This is a genomic window from Peribacillus sp. YIM B13482 (assembly GCF_042787975.1).
Lineage (GTDB): Bacteria > Bacillota > Bacilli > Bacillales > DSM-1321 > Peribacillus > Peribacillus simplex_A.
Genome location: NZ_JBHZPF010000018.1, coordinates 14,186 through 31,500, shown reverse-complemented (window position 1 = coordinate 31,500; position 17,315 = coordinate 14,186). Strand labels below are relative to the sequence as shown.

Genomic DNA, 17,315 nt, shown 5'->3' with positions numbered 1-17,315 from the left:
TTGCAAAATGAAAATCCCGGATTAATCCAATACCCTGTAGTGATCATTGATAAAAGGGGCAGCATTATTAAAGATGCTCATAAAAAAACACCTACCGTTTCAGTAGGTGCGTGTGTCCTCTATTAAACCATTCCATCATTGGCCCATGCATGAGTTGATGCTTTCTTCAAAAGTCTCGATGTAGCCTTGTATCTGCGCTGCATATTGAGTCTTTAAAGTGAGCAGCAAACTTTCAATCAAAAATTTTCGCGGTTTGTCGGACTGCATCAGCTCATCTTGGATAAAATCGACCAGTTCAATTGCCCTTGATCGATCTTCACCGCAAGTAAAAGCATTGTTTATCACTTTTTTCAAATCCGTGGTGGAATTTAGCAAATCATTATGGCAAGGATCAAGATGGTTTTTAAAGTGGGGAAACCACGTATCCATTTGTTCCGGATCAAGGATCTGTTCTCCGCTATCAGCCACTTCATTGACTAAATGGACAATTCGGTTCATGCAATAGCGGATAATTTGTATGTCCGGTGTACCGACCGCATTAGCACGATAACTAAAATGATTCATATGGGTCATCATCGAATGAAAGATAATGACGCTATCTAATAGATAGGGTTTTTTGCTTTCCCCGAATATATCGAGAAAACGGTCATACATCCATCGTATGCTCAACAATAGAGTTTGATTGATGAATTGCTTTAATTCCTCGTCGTTGGAAACACGGACTTCTTCGATCAGGATAAGCAATTTACTTTGTTTGTTCACCATCATCTGCAATTCGAGCTGCTGGATGAAAATTTCAATATCAGCTGAATCTTGACCAATCAACAGTTTTTCCCTGTCGTGGCGAATCCTTGTATAGACGGAACGGAAAATGGCAATAAATAATTCACCCTTCGAAGGGAAATAATTATAAAAAGTACCTTTTGAAATACCGCTGCCGTCTAAAATGTCCTGAATGGACGTGGCTTGGTAGCCCTTATCAATAAACAGCTTATGAGCCGCATCGATGACATTCTGCCTTCGATTATTCATCATATCACCTAATTTTCATTATACTGCTTGTATAAATGTAATCGTACTCTATTTTCCAACACAGTACAAACCCTTATTTAAACAAGTAAATTTTTATTGCAAAAAATGAACTGGGGGTATATTATTGATTTTATGAGATTTAGATATACTCGTCGTACAATTAAATGAACCAATAGTTTGGATGGAGGATTAGATAAAAAGTGAGTACTGCACAAACAACTGAAAAAAAAGGGTCGTATGGCATTTTAGCCATACTGATGATCGGTGCGTTTATAGCGATACTGAATTCAACCCTTTTAAATATTGCACTGCCATCAATTAAAACAGACCTGGGAATAGAAACTTCCACAGTCCAATGGCTGACAACGGGCTACATGCTCGTGAACGGAATCATGATTCCGGCGACAGCCTTCTTAATAAGGAAATATTCAGTGCGTAATCTTTTCCTGACAGCCATGCTCCTATTCTCAATCGGGACGATCGTTGCAGGTGTAGCGGAAGCATTCCCACTATTATTGGGAGCACGTATGGTTCAGGCTGCAGGTTCTGCAATTATGATGCCGTTATTAATGAACGTACTTTTAACTGCTTTCCCTGTTGAAAAACGGGGCTCGGCAATGGGATTATTCGGTTTAGTCATGATGTTTGCCCCTGCAATCGGGCCGACGCTTTCAGGCTGGATCATCGAACATTATGATTGGAGAATGCTATTCCATTTCATTACTCCGCTTGCTTTATTAGTGCTAATTTTCGGCTTCTTCAAGCTTAAAGACAAAAAGGAAAAAGTCGATATTAGAATCGATAAATTATCGGTCATCCTATCAAGCCTGGGCTTTGGCGGCCTGCTTTACGGATTCAGTTCCGCAGGCAGCAAGGGTTGGGATAGCCCTTGGGTTTATGGAACATTGATTGTCGGTGCCATTTCCCTGATCCTTTTCATTACACGCCAACTTAAAATGGAAACACCGATGCTTGAATTCAGGATCTTCAAACATCCAATGTTCGCTTTATCTGCAACGATTTCAATCTCGCTGAATATGGCTCTGTTCTCGGGGATGATCCTAATGCCATTGTATACACAAACAGTCCGTGGCATTTCACCATTTGATTCCGGCTTGCTGATGCTGCCTGGAGCACTATTAATGGCCCTTATGTCACCGGTCACAGGTAAGCTCTTCGATAAGTTCGGTGCTCGCGTGCTTGCTTCAACCGGTTTATTTATCACCGTTGTCACAACGTATTTCTTCAGTAAATTTACAATGGATACATCTTATACACACATTGTGATTCTGTTTTCCATTCGTGCATTCGGGCTTTCCATGGCAATGATGCCAATCATGACAAACGGATTGAACTCGCTGCCAGCCCGTATGAACCCGCATGGTACAGCGATGAATAACACACTTAACCAAGTCTCCGGTGCTATCGGTACTGCATTGCTTGTTACGGTCATGTCCAACCATGCAGCTTCTTCCGGTGAGAGCTTAATGACCAAAGCGATGAGCAAATTAACAAGCCAGCCCACTGCTGAGGTGATGGAAAAAATGCAGGCCCAAGTCGGAATGCAGGCGATGCTGGATGGAATTAACTTCTCCTTCTTTGTATCGACCTTCATTGTTGCTGTGGCACTGATTCTGTCATTATTCATCAAGCGTGCATGGCCGGCTGAAGAAAAACCAGCCGTGAAAAAGAATCAAACCGCTTAAAGATACAACCAAAAAGCCCCTATGCCACCTGAATAATTAGGCGCATAGGGGCTTTTACTTTATCTCACTTAAGCTTTTTCGGGCTGGAACGGAATAATTCGACCGACAGCCAATATAATTCGACCCAGCCTGGAATAATTCGACCGACAGCCAATATAATTCGACCCAGATAGGAATAATTCGACCGACAGCCAATGTAATTCGACTCAAACCAGATTAATTTGGAGGAACGATCAACCTTTTTATTCGCGTTTTTACCCATATTCAGTGATTTCACTTCATATTGCTGTTCATCCTTCAGCAGGACTTACAAAAGGAAAGCGCCATTAGAATGAGACTGCGCTTTAAATCAAGAAGTCACTTCTTTTGAAGTTACCTTTGCATGCTGGATATGACTGGCTATCCAGCCAATGATCGCTGCAGTAATTAGATAGGCAAGTAAGATCCATATCTGCGTCCGCAAGTTTTCCCAGCCTCCTAATGAGATGACCTCTTGCAGCTCTTTTAGTGAGTGGGCCATAGGTAAAAATGAGCCGATTTTCATTAATAATGGCATGCCGAGTTCGCCAGGGAATGTTCCGCCGCAAGTAGCCAATTGGAACACGAGAAGGGTCACTGCTGCGAATTTGCCAACCACTCCGAATACGGTCACCAACATAAGGATGAACGTCATGAAGGTGAATGAAACGATGATGCTTGACAGAATGAATACTGGGACACTTGCCACATGTAAATGGAATCCAAAAAGGACGACCGCATCCACTAGAAGTGCCTGAATCATGCCGATTACATATACCAGCCCTAATTTATTCATGAAATGAACGGTTCCGGTAACCTTTAGATTCTGCCTGCGGCCAAGCGGTAAAATATTGGAAGCCATGATACCACCTACATAAAAGGCCAGTGACAGAAAATAAGGGGCAATCCCGGTCCCATAGTTAGGAACTTCCGATAGATTGGATTGAACCAATTGCACGGGTTCAGAGAACATCGAAGTGGTCGAATCGCTGTACTGAAGACTGGCCGTTTTATCGGCTGCTTCATTAAGCTTGGTGGATAACTTGCTTGATCCCGTTTCCAGTGAAGCCAGTCCGTCTTGAAGTTCCGTAGATCCACTGGCTAGCTGGCTGCTTCCGCCGGCTAACGAATCGATTCCGTTATTTAAAGTGGAGAAACCATTTTTCCATTTAAATAATCCATTCGCTAATTGTTCAGATCCCTCGTTTAATTGCTTAGCATCAGAGGTAGCTTGTGCCATCTTATCACCAAAGGTTTTCATCCCGGTTTGAATGGTGTCTTGTCCATCCGCCACTTTAGCAGCACCTTCGCCAAGTTGTTTTTGTCCGGCATTTAAAGCGGTGGCTGATTTGGATAATCCTTCAGATAGGGCCATGATTTGCTTGAAGTCTTGATCCTTTATTGCATCAGGATGACTTTTCATATAGGCATCCAATTGTTTCTTAAGAGTATTCGCTGTATCAGCCGCCTCTTTTTGCCCTTGCATCAGTTTTGCATTTCCGGCTGACCAGTTCTTAACCCCCTGATTTACTTCATTCAAAGCATTTTCCAATGATTGATGTCCTTCCGATAGCTGCTTCATGCCGGAATACAGGTTCCGGGAACCTGATGTTAATCCTTCCGCACCATCGGCTAAGGTTTCTTGTCCATCCAAGAGCTTTGTGCTCCCTGTTTTCAGCTTCTGGGCGCCAGCATTCAAGTCCTGAATGCCATCAGACAAGTTTTCACTGCCGCTTTTCGCATCCGCCGTTCCTTGATGAAGCTCTTCCGCTCCATCCCCGGCATCCTTCAAGCCTTTAGAAACATCGTGGAATTTTGAAAGGATGCCTTCAGAATAGACTTTCGTAATGCTTGCGTTGATCTTTGTAGTCATCTTTTCAACAGCAGTTGTGCTGATCTGTGAGGCAACGAAGTTTTTACCTGGATTGACAGTATACAAAAGTTTAGCCGTTTCCGGTTTTTCATCCATTAAAGTCGTGACATTTTCCGAAAAATCATCCGGAATCGTGACAACCATATAATAGGCCCCTTTTTTAAGACCCTTATTAGCCTCCTTTGCTGATACAAAGTGAAAGTCCAATTCTTTCTGCTTCTTCAATTGTTTAACGAAATCATTTCCAGCTTCGATTGGCTTATCGTCCATTTCCGAACCATTATCGAGATTGACCACTGCTACAGGGAGCTGATCCATCTGTCCATATGGGTTCCAATATCCTGCCAAGAAGAAACCAGAGTAAATCAATGGAACGATCAAAAGGAAAATCAAGGCGATTCTCCCGTGTTTATGTTTCCACATTGCTTTTATATCTTGAAGTACAAGTTGTAAACCTTTCATGATTGATCCTGCCCTTTCTAACAAAATGAGATTATTTCATCATAATGGCTTTTTTAGATACTGTATAATACATAAATGATTATGTAATAATAGATTTAAATCTATGTGAAAAGAGTGGAGAAATGGAAATATTACAGCTGCAGTACTTTCAAACAGTAGCACGACTTGAACATATGACGAAGGCTGCGGAACAACTTAAGATTGCTCAGCCGTCGCTCAGTAAAACCATATCCCGGCTTGAAGAAGATTTGGGAGTCCCGCTATTCGATAGGGAACACCGGAAAATCAAGCTCAATGCAGCCGGACGAATATTCTTGAACAGGGTCGAACGGGCTTTTGCGGAACTGAATGAGGGAAGGCGCGAAATTGTGGAATTAACAGATCAAGACCAAAAGAACATCACCTTGGCCGTTACCATCCCTAGGGTCCTGCCTGATTTATTGGGCACATTTTTATCTAAATATCCGGATGTACGTTTTCAACAATTCCTAAAATCCATATCATCCATGAAACAGCTTCTAATTGAAGGGGAAATCGATTATTGCATATCATCCGTTCCGATAGAAGGCCCCGACCTAAAGTGGGAACCGCTGATCACCGAAGAAATATATCTGATCGTGCCTCCCAATCACCGGCTGGCTGGCAGGGAAAGCATCCAACTTCATGAAGTGAAAGATGAACCATTCATCAGTATGAACACAGGCTTCGGATTCCGCAGCCTAACCGACCAATTTTGCCTCGAAGCAGGATTTGTCCAGCACATCGCATTCGAAGGCGATGAACCTGCTGTCATCTCGGACCTTGTCAGGAAAGGGTTGGGCATTGCCTTCGTATCCGAATTGACATGGCTCCACCAAACCGGATCATTATCCCATAAAATCAGGATAACCGAACCTGCCTGTCAAAGAACCATAGGGCTTGGCTGGTCAGAAAAACGCTACTTCACCCCGGTAGCCAAGCAATTTCGTTTATTTGTCATGGATTATTTCTCCGCCGTCAACTCCGCTAGGCTGAAGGACGAGTGATGGGCTGAACGCCGAAATAATCGGTAAAAGAAGGAATAAAAGGGTTGAAGGCCGAAATAACCACGATAAAGGCGATTGCTTCCGTAAAAAGTATAATTTGATATGAGCGGACATAAAATTTCAGGAGGTTTTTAAAATAGGCATCGAAATTATATAGGTGGGTTTATGAATCCCATCCTAGGAGATGAATGGAGATGGAAATACGGGTTAATCAAATTGATTTGAATGGACTCACTTTTCAATATCGCGAGAGTGGGGAACCTTCTGCACCACCGCTTGTTGCCCTTCATGCGCTGGGGAAAAGTGCAGGTTCATGGGATCAGGCGGCTGCAGTATTGGGGGAAAATTATCGCGTATTAGCATTAGATCAACGAGGCCACGGTGGGAGTGCGAGAACTAATACATATAGTTTTGAATTGATGTGCAATGATTTGCTTCATTTTGCGAATGCTATGAATTTGGGAAGGTTTTCGCTAATAGGGCATTCCATGGGGGGAACAGTTTCCTATCTTTTCTCACAAGCATTTCCATCGAGGATTGAAAGGTTGATTGTCGAAGACACTCCTCCTCCTTTTTCGGATAGACCAATCGAAGTACCTTCCAAACCTTCTGGCCCTCTGCCGTTTGATTGGCAGGTTGTGCCTTCGATTCTAAGGCAACTGAATGAACCCAATCCCGAATGGTGGGCGCGTCTTACGGACATTATCATGCCAACTCTTGTTGTAGGCGGTGGGTCGAGTCATATTCCCCAAAACAAATTGCAGGAAGTTTCCGAGCTTATTCCTAATTGCGAATTGGTGACGATAGAGGATGCCGGGCATTTTGTGCATGAAGATAATTTACCAGCCTTCTTAGCTGCCGTGAAGAGTTTTCTTATTTCATGAACTTCCAAAATAATTATTAAATAAATAGGCTCTTTAATCTGTCAATGGTTAAAGTGCATCCAAATAGCATTTGAGGGAGGGTTGCCGATGCAGCCCTCTTATTACTGCCTGGCATCTTTAAATGTATGGTTTATTTTATAAACGACGTTTACCGGTTTTAATCCAGCGCCAATTACCTAATAATGATTTTCTAAGACGGACTCCCTTATAAAAGAGGGAGTTTGTCCTTTTTTGGCCGTCTAAATTTTAGATGTTGATAGAAAGGATTTCGATAGAATCACTATCATTATTTTTCCCCCAAATTGGCGGGATGGAAAATATTTTGGAAGGAAAAGAGGAACGTAGAATGATTAGCAGAAGTATTAGATGAAACTGGATTACTTTTCATCATGAAAAAGGTGACGTATCAGGAGGGATAGTATGGTCACATTCAGGAATGCGACAATAAAAGACTTAAGTGAAATAGTACAGATGCTGGCGGATGATGTATTGGGGAGGGAAAGGGAACGCTATGAAAATCCCCTTCCTGAAAGCTATCGAAAAGCCTTTGAATCCATTGATTCCGATGAGAATAATGAATTGATCGTAGCATGTCTTGGTGAGGATATCGTTGGGGTGCAGCAAATCACGTTCATTCCTTATATTACCCATCAAGGAGGTTGGAGAGCTACGATAGAAGGGGTTCGGACTGCATCTTCAGAGCGGGGGAAAGGAATAGGAAGCAAGTTGATTCTATATGCGATTGAGCGTGCAAAGGAGCGGGGGTGCCATATCATTCAGCTGACAACAGATAAAAAGCGGGAAGAAACGCTGCGTTTTTATGAACGTTTAGGATTCAAAGCTACTCATGAGGGTATGAAAATGAAGCTTTAATTCAACGTTTTTTATCCTGTCATCGGGAAGGTTGCTGCGGCAACCTTTTTTGTGCACAACAACCGATTGGCATTATATGTTAAAATTATTTGTGAAATAATTTTTATGGAGAAATACTATTTAAATTACGATCATGAAAGGGTGGATTGATGGAAAACGATGCATTTATTCAGAAGAGGTACGGTGTAATTAGTTTTATTTCATTCATCATTGGAATTATTTGCTTTTTTATAGTTTTTGTTACACCTATTAGAGTTGCAAATATCGGGAGCCTGGCTGATGATTATATAACATTTTTCCTTACGATTACCGGTATCGTCCTTTCTATCATAGGTATTTTGAAGAAAACGGAGAAAAGAGTGATTCCTATTATTTCTTTGGTTTTTTCTTCGTCTTTCTTTATATTTTGGGTTATCGTCATCACTTTGTTAGTAACGGGTGAAATTGAATTTGCCCCGTAGAACAATTGGATAAAGGGATTGAATCAGGATGGTTTCGATCTGACGAAAAAAGGGGTGTATGGAATGATAAGAGGTTTATATGAAGCACATTTACCGGTTCGTGATTTGAATCGTTCCATTGAATTCTATGAAGGGCTTGGTTTGCAGTTGGATCATAAGGTTGAAGACAACCTGGCTTTTCTGTGGATTGAAAAGGATAAAAGTTGGTTGGGGCTTTGGGAAACGGAAAAAGTGGAGGTTGAGTATCATCCTTCCATCAGGCATATAGCTTTTGAAGTATCATTGGAAGATTTAAAGAGCTCAGTCGTATGGCTTGAAGATAGAGGCTATTCGCCAAGAGAGGCTTTTGGATTTGAACCAATTGAACCTTTCGTCATGCCTCATGGGGAATATGCGCACGCTAAAATTCACTTTAATGATCCAGACGGCAACAGTTTGGAATTTATTAGTAAACTGGAAAATCCTAAAAAAATCATGAAACGTATGTATTTAAGTGAATGGGAACAAATGAATACAGAAGTGAAAAAAGCGAATGACAGATGAATTGACGGTTGTGAGAGCTACATGTTTTTCTTGTTATTGTTAAGGTAAATCAAAAGCCATGCTTACCTATTTGATATTCATGGCTTTTGGCAGATTACTTAATTGAGAGTCCATTTATGACTTGGTGCTGACAGTATTTCTGTGGGGTCATTTGGTTACTTGATTTTGAGGGGCAGTGTATAGTAACCAAATGCCTTATCAAGCAATGCACTAGCTTCTTGACGAAGTAAAGGCTGCTTTGAACGGAAATCTATAGACCCATCTGCCTTGGGTTTAATATCGGGATCAATAATTCCTTGTGATACAAGCGCTTGAGTAGCTTCAATCGCCCATTTATCGGTTTTTCCAGTTATTTTGACCTTTGGAGCGGGTTGGATTTGCTTTAGATTTTGAATCATGACTGCTGCTGTTTGTCTTGTAATGACAGTTTTGCGGTTAAAATTAGGAATGCCGGAAACCATTTTTGCTTTATTTGTCTCAATATCATCGGGAAAACCAAACCAACCATGTGCACGAAGTAGTAAATCTGCAAACTCTCCCTGTGTCATGATACCTTCCGGATGGAAGCGGTTGTCTGGTTGAGTCTTGAATATGTCGAATGCATACAGATTGTCGATGTTTGTCTTATACAAACTGTCATGCGGTACATCTGAGAAAGGCTTCTTAGAAGGCATTTTTTGTGCATCGGCAATAAAATCCAGACCTGTTGAACTTGTGTAATAGAAGTATTTAATCCGATTCTGATGATCTTTCTTGAACGCTAATTTATTTCCAGCTTCATCTTCAAACAACAGGGGATGAACCATCTTCAAGGTGTGCTTGCCTGAGGGCCCTGCCTCCAGCAACAAGCTACCGTTCTTATAGGTCAACCTGTATTTTAAGAAATGGAAGCGGGTGTTCTGGTATAATCCAACATATTTAGCGGCTTCTTTACTGCTTAAAGGCGTGTAAGTGGATTTCTTTGGCTTCTTTTTTTCTGGGAAATAGTGATCCATAAACTCTTTAAATACTTCTATACTCATCATGGAATCATTGTTATACGACATGTAAAAGGCGGTATTGCTCTTCGGCAATAATACAATTAACGATTGATGTCCAGGCATGCTTCCGCCTTTTAGAATGACATGGTGACCATTCATTAAATCGTTGAAGTATCCTTCGAATCCTCCGACAGTTGTCATGGGCAGAGTCTTATCTGCAAACACCTGATAGGATTGCATTTGCTCTAACGATTTTTCACTGATAATTTCCTTTCCTTTAAATTCACCTTGCTGTTGAAACATGGTTAAATACTTAGCCATATCATCTCCCGTAGAAAGAATGCTGCCCTGTGGCCCATCTGTCGGTGCATGACCGGAAGTTGGATGTGGCGTGCCTTTATCATCATAGTGTACAGCCATCCTATCGAGTAGTTCAGGGGTGAAACGGGTACTTGTCGAGCTCATTTCCAATGGCTTGAATATATTCTTTTCCATATATTGATCGAATCTAAGGCCGCTTACGTTTTCTATCGCATAGCCAGCCAATAAAAAGGCAAAATTATCATAGGTATACGATTCTCCAGGTGTTCGAACTACAGTCGGCATATGCTCTTTAAGAAACTCTTTCATCGGAATTTCCTGGTTTATATAATCAGGTGAGGTATACGTAGTAATATCAGGCAGATCTACACCACTTGTATAGGTAAGCAAATTAAACATAGTCAGTGGAGTTCCTGTTTTATTGGGTACTTTCAAGCCATCTAAATATTCATGAATATCATGGTTCAGATCAATCGCGCCTTTATCAGCAAGCTGCATCGCTGCCAAGCCTGTAAAGGTCTTTGAAACGGAAGCGATTTGAAAGACGGTATCTTTATCTACTGGTATTTTCTTATCCTTATCAGCATAACCATAGCCTTTGTTTAACAGGACCTTCCCATCTTTGACAACTACAAAATTGGAGCCATTCACATTGTATTTCCCCATCTTATCGACAAGCACCGAATTCATGAACGATTCTACTTCTTTAGCATCTTGGGGGCCGTTTGTACTTATCTTTTTTGCTGGTTTTTGAGAGTCTACTGATTCGGTTGGGACATTGTTAATTGCGGTGCAAGCAGTAAAAGTGGTGGCAGATAATAATAGACAGGCAAGCCCTAAATTACGTGTTTTCGTTTTCATGTTTTTTTCTCCCTTATTAATCGATTTAATTTCCTAGTCAGCTCCCATTCCTGATTGACCTTAAGGCCGCATCATGAATGGATCTAACCGAGTATCACAAATCGCTTGTCATATACACTAGTTACCTTTTGTCACTCTTTTATCAAAAGTTGTTACAACATTAGTAATAACAGCTAAGTAATGTAACATGTTTTTTAGGGGGATTTTTGTTTTGATCCAGTTACTCCAAGGGGTTTGAAGTATCATATGACATTATGAAACTGGTGAATCCGATATTAGGCGATTTAGAATGGGGACTTAGTTGAGAACATGAAGAGGCGAATCATGCGTGACCTGATCATTTCTGCATTTCTCTTAAAAGCAGCGGTTCAGCCTTTAAATAGGACAAAATAGAATGGAGAGATCATAGAATGAATGTTAAAGCGGAATTATATTGGAATGAATTTTGGCAAGGGAAAGGTGAAGAAAAACCTCAGTCAGTCAGTGCGTGGCAATTCGGGGCTGATCCCGATCATTTGGCTCAATTAGTGATGGATGGGATAAAAACGGCTACTTGCTCTGGTTATGTCTTTTATGAAGAGGAAAATGAACCATTACCATCCGTGGGTGATTACAGCATTATTTTAAGTAGTGAGGATGTGCCCTTAGCCATCATCCAAACAGTGAAGGTCGAAGTATTGCCGATGAATGAAGTGAGTGCAGAGTTTGCGATTGCAGAAGGGGAAGGAGATCGAACATATACATACTGGTGGGATGCACATGAAAAATGGTTGAAAGAAGCACTGGACAAAATAGGCCAAACCTTTAAAGAAGATATGCTGCTGGTGTGCGAGCGTTTTGAATTGATCCATGTAAAGTGAATGTGGACGGCTCGTTCGGAAGAGAGCAATAAGTTTTTTCGTTCAGTGATTTGCTATAATAAGTCATGAATTTAAAAACTTTTAGAAAGATAGGTCATAGTCATGAGAAAGAAACTGAGATTCATTGGGTTGGGAATCCTGGTTGTTTTCCTCCTATTGCTGGGTACGTATAAATTGATGAATTCGAGAACATATCAGGTATTCGGAGGATTAACCGATAAGGTAGAGACGGATCAAAAAGTGGTTGCTTTGACTTTTGATGATGGTCCATCGAAGAATGTAAATCAGATCCTGCCGTTATTGGATAAATACGATGTAAAAGCTACATTCTTCCTGATTGGTAACGAAATCGAAAAGTACCCAGAGGAAGCTGGGAAAATAGCGGAAGCCGGACACCAGATTGGGAATCACACGTATTCCCACAGGCGAATGGTTTTTAAATCGCCCTCCTATATCAAAGCGGAAATCGAGAAAACGGATAAATTAATTCAAAACTCCGGATATAAGGGTGAAATTGACGTTCGGCCACCAAATGGGAAAAAGATCGTTGGCTTGCCATATTACTTAAATAAAAATGATAGAGAAACCATTACCTGGAATCTGGAACCAGATAGCTATTACACTTCAGCTTCTGATAAAGTGAAGTATGTGAAGGAAAATATAAAACCAGGTTCGATCATCCTGATGCATCCGATGTATGATGATACGGGTAAAGAACTTCAAGCGATTGAAGGGATAATACAAGAGTTAACGAACGAAGGGTATACGTTTTTAACGGTCAATGAACTTCAAGAGTTGTAGGTTCATTTTTACAGTTTCGGGAAAAAGGGTTGCTGCGGCAACCCTTTCAGTTTGTAGACAAAAGGGTTCGGAATTAAAACATTCCGAACCCCTTTTGAAATTCCCTGCCATGAATATAAAGAAGATGGCCAATTGGACATGGCAAGGTCCTTACTTTCGGTACACTTTGATAAAAATGGACAGGTCACACAAATGTGTTTTGGTGATTTGTACTCGAGATAGCCCTCTTTATTCGTTGGTGAGTACTTTAAAATCTCGTCCGATGGGCAAGGGTAACAATCAAAATGTTCATCGTAAACATAGTCATGTTTGCAGAAGAATCCTTCCTTTGTTCGAGGACGTGAATACGGTAAAGCCGGTGTTATTTTATGACCAAATAGATAGCTTGTAATCGCCGGTGTTTTAGAAGCTGCATCTGCAGCAGCAGCTTCTGGTTTCCCAACTTTTTCAATTACTTGTCCAACAAGTGGCTCTAAGATGTGACTATCATGCGTATTTCCAAGTGTTACAATTGTCCCAAACACAATGGCGGCCTCCATTTTACGAACCAAATGGTTCGCTGGATGATCTCGCTTAATAGAATCATGTTTAAAAAGCATCCTTATGTCCTCAAGTTTTAATCCTTCTAGCAAAAGGGGTTCCATCTAAATGTTAAAACAAAGTGATTGGAGCGGGTGTTCGAGACTCCTGCGGGAAAAGCGTGTCTAGGGGAGACCCCGCAGGCGCAAGCCGAGGGCGGACCGCCCGCGGAAAGCGAGTGCCCTACGTTCCAATCAACGTTCAAATTGTACAACCCTTTTTTATTTTCTCGCTACTGAAAGGTATTTAACGAAATACTGAATAGTACAAAATGGTGGCGGCATATTGTTTCTTAACGGAATGATGTTGTGGGGCATGCTTTCGTGTAAATAAAGCTTTAAAAATGGGGCTGGTTACGTTGTATCGGAATAAAAATACCGCTCTGATCATTATTTTAGGAATCCTGTTACTCCTATTCCTTGTTGTGATGGCTTTCCGCAATATCACTGTATACTTCGTGTATAGTTCAGGCATCGGACCTTTATTATTTATCGGTCTTATCATATTGGCGATCATTATGCTTTTTTTAAAAGGTTACAAGTAATAAAGTTTTGATAATTGAGGTTGCTGCGGCAACCTTTTTTATGTGGAGCGAAAGGCCCTGTCATACCTCATAAATTCTAGGTTAAAAGTTATAATTTCTACGCACTTACCTTAGTAATATATGGTAATATTAAAAATGGAATTATTTTCTTTAATTTACAATCAGGGGAGATGTGGACGTGGAATTTTTTACTAAGTGGTCGTTTAAGAACAAGGCTGCCGTTTCGTTGGTAACCATATTTATTTTGTTGATAGGTGTTGTCAGTTATTTTAAATTGCCGATGGAATTTTTACCATCTGCTGACAATCCACAAGTTACGATTATCACGATGGGACAGGGCACTGATTCGAAAACGATGGAAACACAAGTTACAGATCCGATTGAAAGAGCAGTCACTGGAGTTAAGGGAAAGAGCTCAATATACTCCACAACGGGAGATGGGTTTTCAAAAGTAGATCTATTCTTTGAATCCGGATCGGATATGAAACAAGCAAAACTTGATGTTAAAGAGGCTTTAGACAATGTAGCATTGCCACAAAGCATGGCAAAACCGACTGTTACACAGCTAAATACATCAATGATTCCCATTTCATTTATAGCTGTTACTTTTAAGGACGGATTAACAGCTGAAAATATAGACTTTGCGAAGAAGGAATTAGAGCCTCTGTATAAAGATATTAAAGGAGTTTCGGATGTACAGACATTTGGAATTTCCCAATCTGTTCTTTCAGTCAAAGTGGATAATGAACAATTGGCTAAAAAGAAAGTTTCGATCCAAGATGTCATGAGTGTCCTTAACGGTCAGAATACAGCTCTAGCCGTAGGCGAAAAAGTGATCGATGGGAAGGCTAGTAACATTAAGGTTATCGGGGATTTAACAAGTATTGAAAAATTAAAAGCGTTAAAGGTCACTCCAAATGTCACACTTGGAGAGATTGCGAAAGTTGATGAAGCGAAGGATGGTAATCTCATCAGTCGTTTCAATGGAAAAGAAAGCATTGATATTAGCATTATCAAGGACAGCCAATCAAATGCTGTCACAATCAGTAAAGAGGTTGAAAAAACAGCAAAAGAAATCAATGAAAAGTATAGTGACCAGAAATCGACCATCTATTTATCTACAGCTGATATGGTGGAGACTTCTGTTCAGACGATGGTAAAAGAAGTGCTGCTTGGTGCGCTATTCGCCACCATTGTGATCATGGTCTTTTTACGAAATATACGGTCTACATTTATTACAATCGTGTCCATACCGCTATCTCTTGGCTTTACGTTATTCTTGCTGTCATTGTCGGGAGTGACGCTGAATATTTTAACGCTAGGCGGTGTCGCTGTAGCCATTGGGCGCTTAGTGGACGATAGTATTGTTGTTATTGAAAATATTTTCCGGAAAATGCAGCAGGAGAAGATTTCCATCCAATTGGTGATGGAGGCAATAAAAGAGGTAGGAGTGGCGATAACAGCCTCAACGCTTACTACTGTAGCCGTTTTCTTGCCTGTAGCTTTATTGAACGGAGGGCTTCAAGAGTTTCTGCTTCCTTTCGCTTTAACGGTCACTTATTCATTGCTGGCTTCTTTAATTGTCGCATTAACGGTTGTTCCTTTAATGAGTGCGGGATTGCTGAAAAGAGCGAAGCTGCCAAAACATCGACCAGCTAAGCGTTTTACCAAGCTGGTTACTTGGTCATTAAACCATAAATGGGTTGTCCTGATTGTTGCGTTGCTGTTGTTTGTCGGTTCCATTGGTACATATTTTGCCATGCCAAAAGGGGCGATTGACAATTCTTCAGCTGATTATGTCTCAGTGACGTTGACTTATCCAAATGATCAGCCCTTTGATAAAGTAAAAGAAAAGGCGATAGAACTCGAAGAGAAAATGCAGGATATGAGTGATGTGGATAATGTGTTCATGCAATTAGGAAACTCTGCCGAAAGTGCTCAATACGGCGCAGTCACATCACCTACAGAAGCTACATTCGGTCTCTTAGTGAAGGATAAAGCAAACATAGATACCATCTTGGAGGAAATCGAAAAGCAAAAAGAAAACTATCCTGGTGCGAAGCTTACGACCACCGCATCTTCATTTATGATGGGGGCTTCAAAGACGAACATTACGATTGATGTAATTGGCAGCAGTGCGGAAGATCTGGAGCTGACAGCTAATAAGATCAAAGGAAAAATTCAAGATATTAAAGGGATTGAAGATGTTACAACGAACCAGGACGAAAAGAAAACCATTTATTCATTCAAGGTAGATCCGGCTAAAGGCAACACAGAACAAATAGGTCAACAACTTGGTATCATGCTTAATAAAACCCCAATCGGCAATATCACGCTTGCGGATAAGCAGACACCTGTAGTCCTTGAACCAATCTTAGATCCTAAAAAACCAAAGGATTTAAAGAATATACCTATAATGACAGATGGCGGTTTAGTCCCGGTATCGAAAGTTGCTTCTTTAAAGAGCGAGGAGAGTGCAACAACCCAGTTCCATAAAGACGGAGAAACGTATCTTCAATTAACGGCAACGGTCGATCCTGCCAAACTTTCTGATATTGCTAGCAAAATAAATCTTGAGATATTTGGAGACAAGGAGACCAAGGGGCTTAAGATTCCGAAGGATGTAGATATTTATATTGGGGGAGCCAGTGCCCAGCAAGCAGATGATTTTACCGATTTGTTCCTTACGATGTTAATTTCGATAGGCATCGTCTTTCTGATCATGGTTTTAACCTTTAAATCAATTAAAGCACCGATCGCCATTTTATTTTCATTGCCGTTCGCTGCGATCGGAGCAGTGTTAGGATTGGTAATCAGTCGTATTCCAGTGGATATTACAGCACTGTTGGGTGCGCTCATGTTAATTGGAATTGTGGTGACAAACGCTATTGTGCTTCTCGATCGAGTCAAGCAAAACGAAGAAAAAATGATTATCCGGGATGCGATCGTTGAAGCGACAGCTACGAGATTCCGTCCGATCATTATGACGGCTGTAGCAACCATTTGCGCCATGCTGCCTCTTTTATATAAAAAGGCGGAAACGGGAAGTCTTGTTTCACAAAGCTTAGCAATCGTTGTCATTGGCGGGTTAGCTGTATCAACACTGCTCACACTCATCGTCATTCCATGTATATACGAATTGTTATACTTTAAAAAGTCGAAAAAACAGAGAAAGAAAAAGAGAGAACCCGTTAAAGAACACATTGAGATGTAAGGGTGTTTAATAAAAAAGTTTGCAGAGAAAGATTCACTTCCGCTGCAAACTTTTTTTCTTGCATTTCGATTTAAAGCTTTTTTAAAATAATGCTTGACTTATATAGCACCTGTAACTAAAATGATTACAGCGAGGTAAAACACATAACAGTACAATCGCAAGCAGCAATCAATTACGTACTACTAAATCCAATGCATTCTATATTCAGAGAAAGCATATTTTTTTACTCTTTATTGTAACTAACTTGGTTACAAATGGGAGCTAATGATAAAAAGTGA

Annotated in this window: 13 protein-coding genes and 1 pseudogene; 10 read left to right on the top strand and 4 right to left on the bottom strand. The window is 40.8% G+C overall.

Annotation, left to right across the window (positions count from 1 at the left end; translation table 11 throughout):
* Nucleotides 1–135: 135 nt before the first annotated feature.
* Entirely contained in the window at nucleotides 136–1,032 is an 897-nt protein-coding gene (locus tag ACFX4L_RS11075) for a TetR/AcrR family transcriptional regulator (protein WP_377405128.1), read from the bottom strand.
* A gap of 200 nt (nucleotides 1,033–1,232) precedes the next feature.
* Here ACFX4L_RS11075 and ACFX4L_RS11070 point away from each other — a divergent pair, with 200 nt between their 5' ends.
* On the top strand, nucleotides 1,233–2,738 hold the full coding sequence (locus ACFX4L_RS11070; RefSeq protein WP_377384676.1) for a DHA2 family efflux MFS transporter permease subunit: 1,506 nt from the start codon (nucleotides 1,233–1,235) through the stop codon (nucleotides 2,736–2,738).
* A 349-nt stretch (nucleotides 2,739–3,087) separates the two neighbouring features.
* Here the strand turns inward: ACFX4L_RS11070 and ACFX4L_RS11065 are convergent, their stop codons facing one another.
* The gene (locus ACFX4L_RS11065; RefSeq protein ID WP_377405125.1) at nucleotides 3,088–5,091 is read right to left on the bottom strand and encodes a YhgE/Pip family protein; all 2,004 of its coding nucleotides are present in this window, start codon (nucleotides 5,089–5,091) and stop codon (nucleotides 3,088–3,090) included.
* Between the two features lie 122 nt (nucleotides 5,092–5,213).
* Between ACFX4L_RS11065 and ACFX4L_RS11060 the strand changes: the two genes are divergently transcribed.
* The 5 genes from ACFX4L_RS11060 to ACFX4L_RS11040 all read left to right on the top strand — a co-directional run bounded on the left by ACFX4L_RS11060 (nucleotide 5,214) and on the right by ACFX4L_RS11040 (nucleotide 8,877).
* On the top strand, nucleotides 5,214–6,116 hold the full coding sequence (locus ACFX4L_RS11060) for a LysR family transcriptional regulator (RefSeq protein ID WP_377384682.1): 903 nt from the start codon (nucleotides 5,214–5,216) through the stop codon (nucleotides 6,114–6,116).
* A 194-nt stretch (nucleotides 6,117–6,310) separates the two neighbouring features.
* A complete protein-coding gene (locus ACFX4L_RS11055) occupies nucleotides 6,311–7,000 on the top strand; it encodes an alpha/beta fold hydrolase (protein WP_089364086.1) in 690 nt (229 codons plus the stop codon).
* A 420-nt stretch (nucleotides 7,001–7,420) separates the two neighbouring features.
* Nucleotides 7,421–7,873 (top strand): GNAT family N-acetyltransferase, encoded by a 453-nt coding sequence (locus ACFX4L_RS11050; RefSeq protein WP_377384684.1) that lies wholly within the window; start codon nucleotides 7,421–7,423, stop codon nucleotides 7,871–7,873.
* 149 nt (nucleotides 7,874–8,022) lie between these two features.
* Nucleotides 8,023–8,334, top strand: a complete 312-nt coding sequence (locus ACFX4L_RS11045) for a hypothetical protein (RefSeq protein ID WP_377384686.1) — start codon at nucleotides 8,023–8,025, stop codon at nucleotides 8,332–8,334.
* A 63-nt stretch (nucleotides 8,335–8,397) separates the two neighbouring features.
* Nucleotides 8,398–8,877, top strand: a complete 480-nt coding sequence (locus tag ACFX4L_RS11040) for a VOC family protein (protein WP_377384688.1) — start codon at nucleotides 8,398–8,400, stop codon at nucleotides 8,875–8,877.
* A 155-nt stretch (nucleotides 8,878–9,032) separates the two neighbouring features.
* On the opposite strand, the gene ACFX4L_RS11035 is transcribed toward ACFX4L_RS11040, so the two are convergent.
* Complete coding sequence (locus ACFX4L_RS11035; RefSeq protein WP_377405122.1) at nucleotides 9,033–11,039, bottom strand: serine hydrolase domain-containing protein; 2,007 nt, start codon at nucleotides 11,037–11,039, stop codon at nucleotides 9,033–9,035.
* A 410-nt stretch (nucleotides 11,040–11,449) separates the two neighbouring features.
* Between ACFX4L_RS11035 and ACFX4L_RS11030 the strand changes: the two genes are divergently transcribed.
* Both ACFX4L_RS11030 and ACFX4L_RS11025 read left to right on the top strand, forming a co-directional pair.
* A complete protein-coding gene (locus ACFX4L_RS11030; RefSeq protein ID WP_284469865.1) occupies nucleotides 11,450–11,899 on the top strand; it encodes an ASCH domain-containing protein in 450 nt (149 codons plus the stop codon).
* A 102-nt stretch (nucleotides 11,900–12,001) separates the two neighbouring features.
* Nucleotides 12,002–12,700 carry a polysaccharide deacetylase family protein gene (locus tag ACFX4L_RS11025; RefSeq protein WP_377384694.1) on the top strand — a complete coding sequence of 233 codons (699 nt, stop codon included), beginning with the start codon at nucleotides 12,002–12,004 and terminating at the stop codon, nucleotides 12,698–12,700.
* Nucleotides 12,701–12,849: 149 nt separating this feature from the next.
* Here ACFX4L_RS11025 and ACFX4L_RS11020 read toward each other — a convergent pair.
* Nucleotides 12,850–13,236, bottom strand: a pseudogene (locus ACFX4L_RS11020) (IS5/IS1182 family transposase); the annotation flags it as partial.
* A gap of 401 nt (nucleotides 13,237–13,637) precedes the next feature.
* Here ACFX4L_RS11020 and ACFX4L_RS11015 point away from each other — a divergent pair.
* Both ACFX4L_RS11015 and ACFX4L_RS11010 read left to right on the top strand, forming a co-directional pair.
* Nucleotides 13,638–13,823 (top strand): hypothetical protein, encoded by a 186-nt coding sequence (locus ACFX4L_RS11015; protein WP_125160356.1) that lies wholly within the window; start codon nucleotides 13,638–13,640, stop codon nucleotides 13,821–13,823.
* Between the two features lie 178 nt (nucleotides 13,824–14,001).
* Nucleotides 14,002–17,037: an efflux RND transporter permease subunit gene (locus ACFX4L_RS11010; protein ID WP_377405118.1), complete on the top strand. Its 3,036-nt coding sequence runs from the start codon at nucleotides 14,002–14,004 to the stop codon at nucleotides 17,035–17,037.
* Nucleotides 17,038–17,315: the final 278 nt, after the last annotated feature.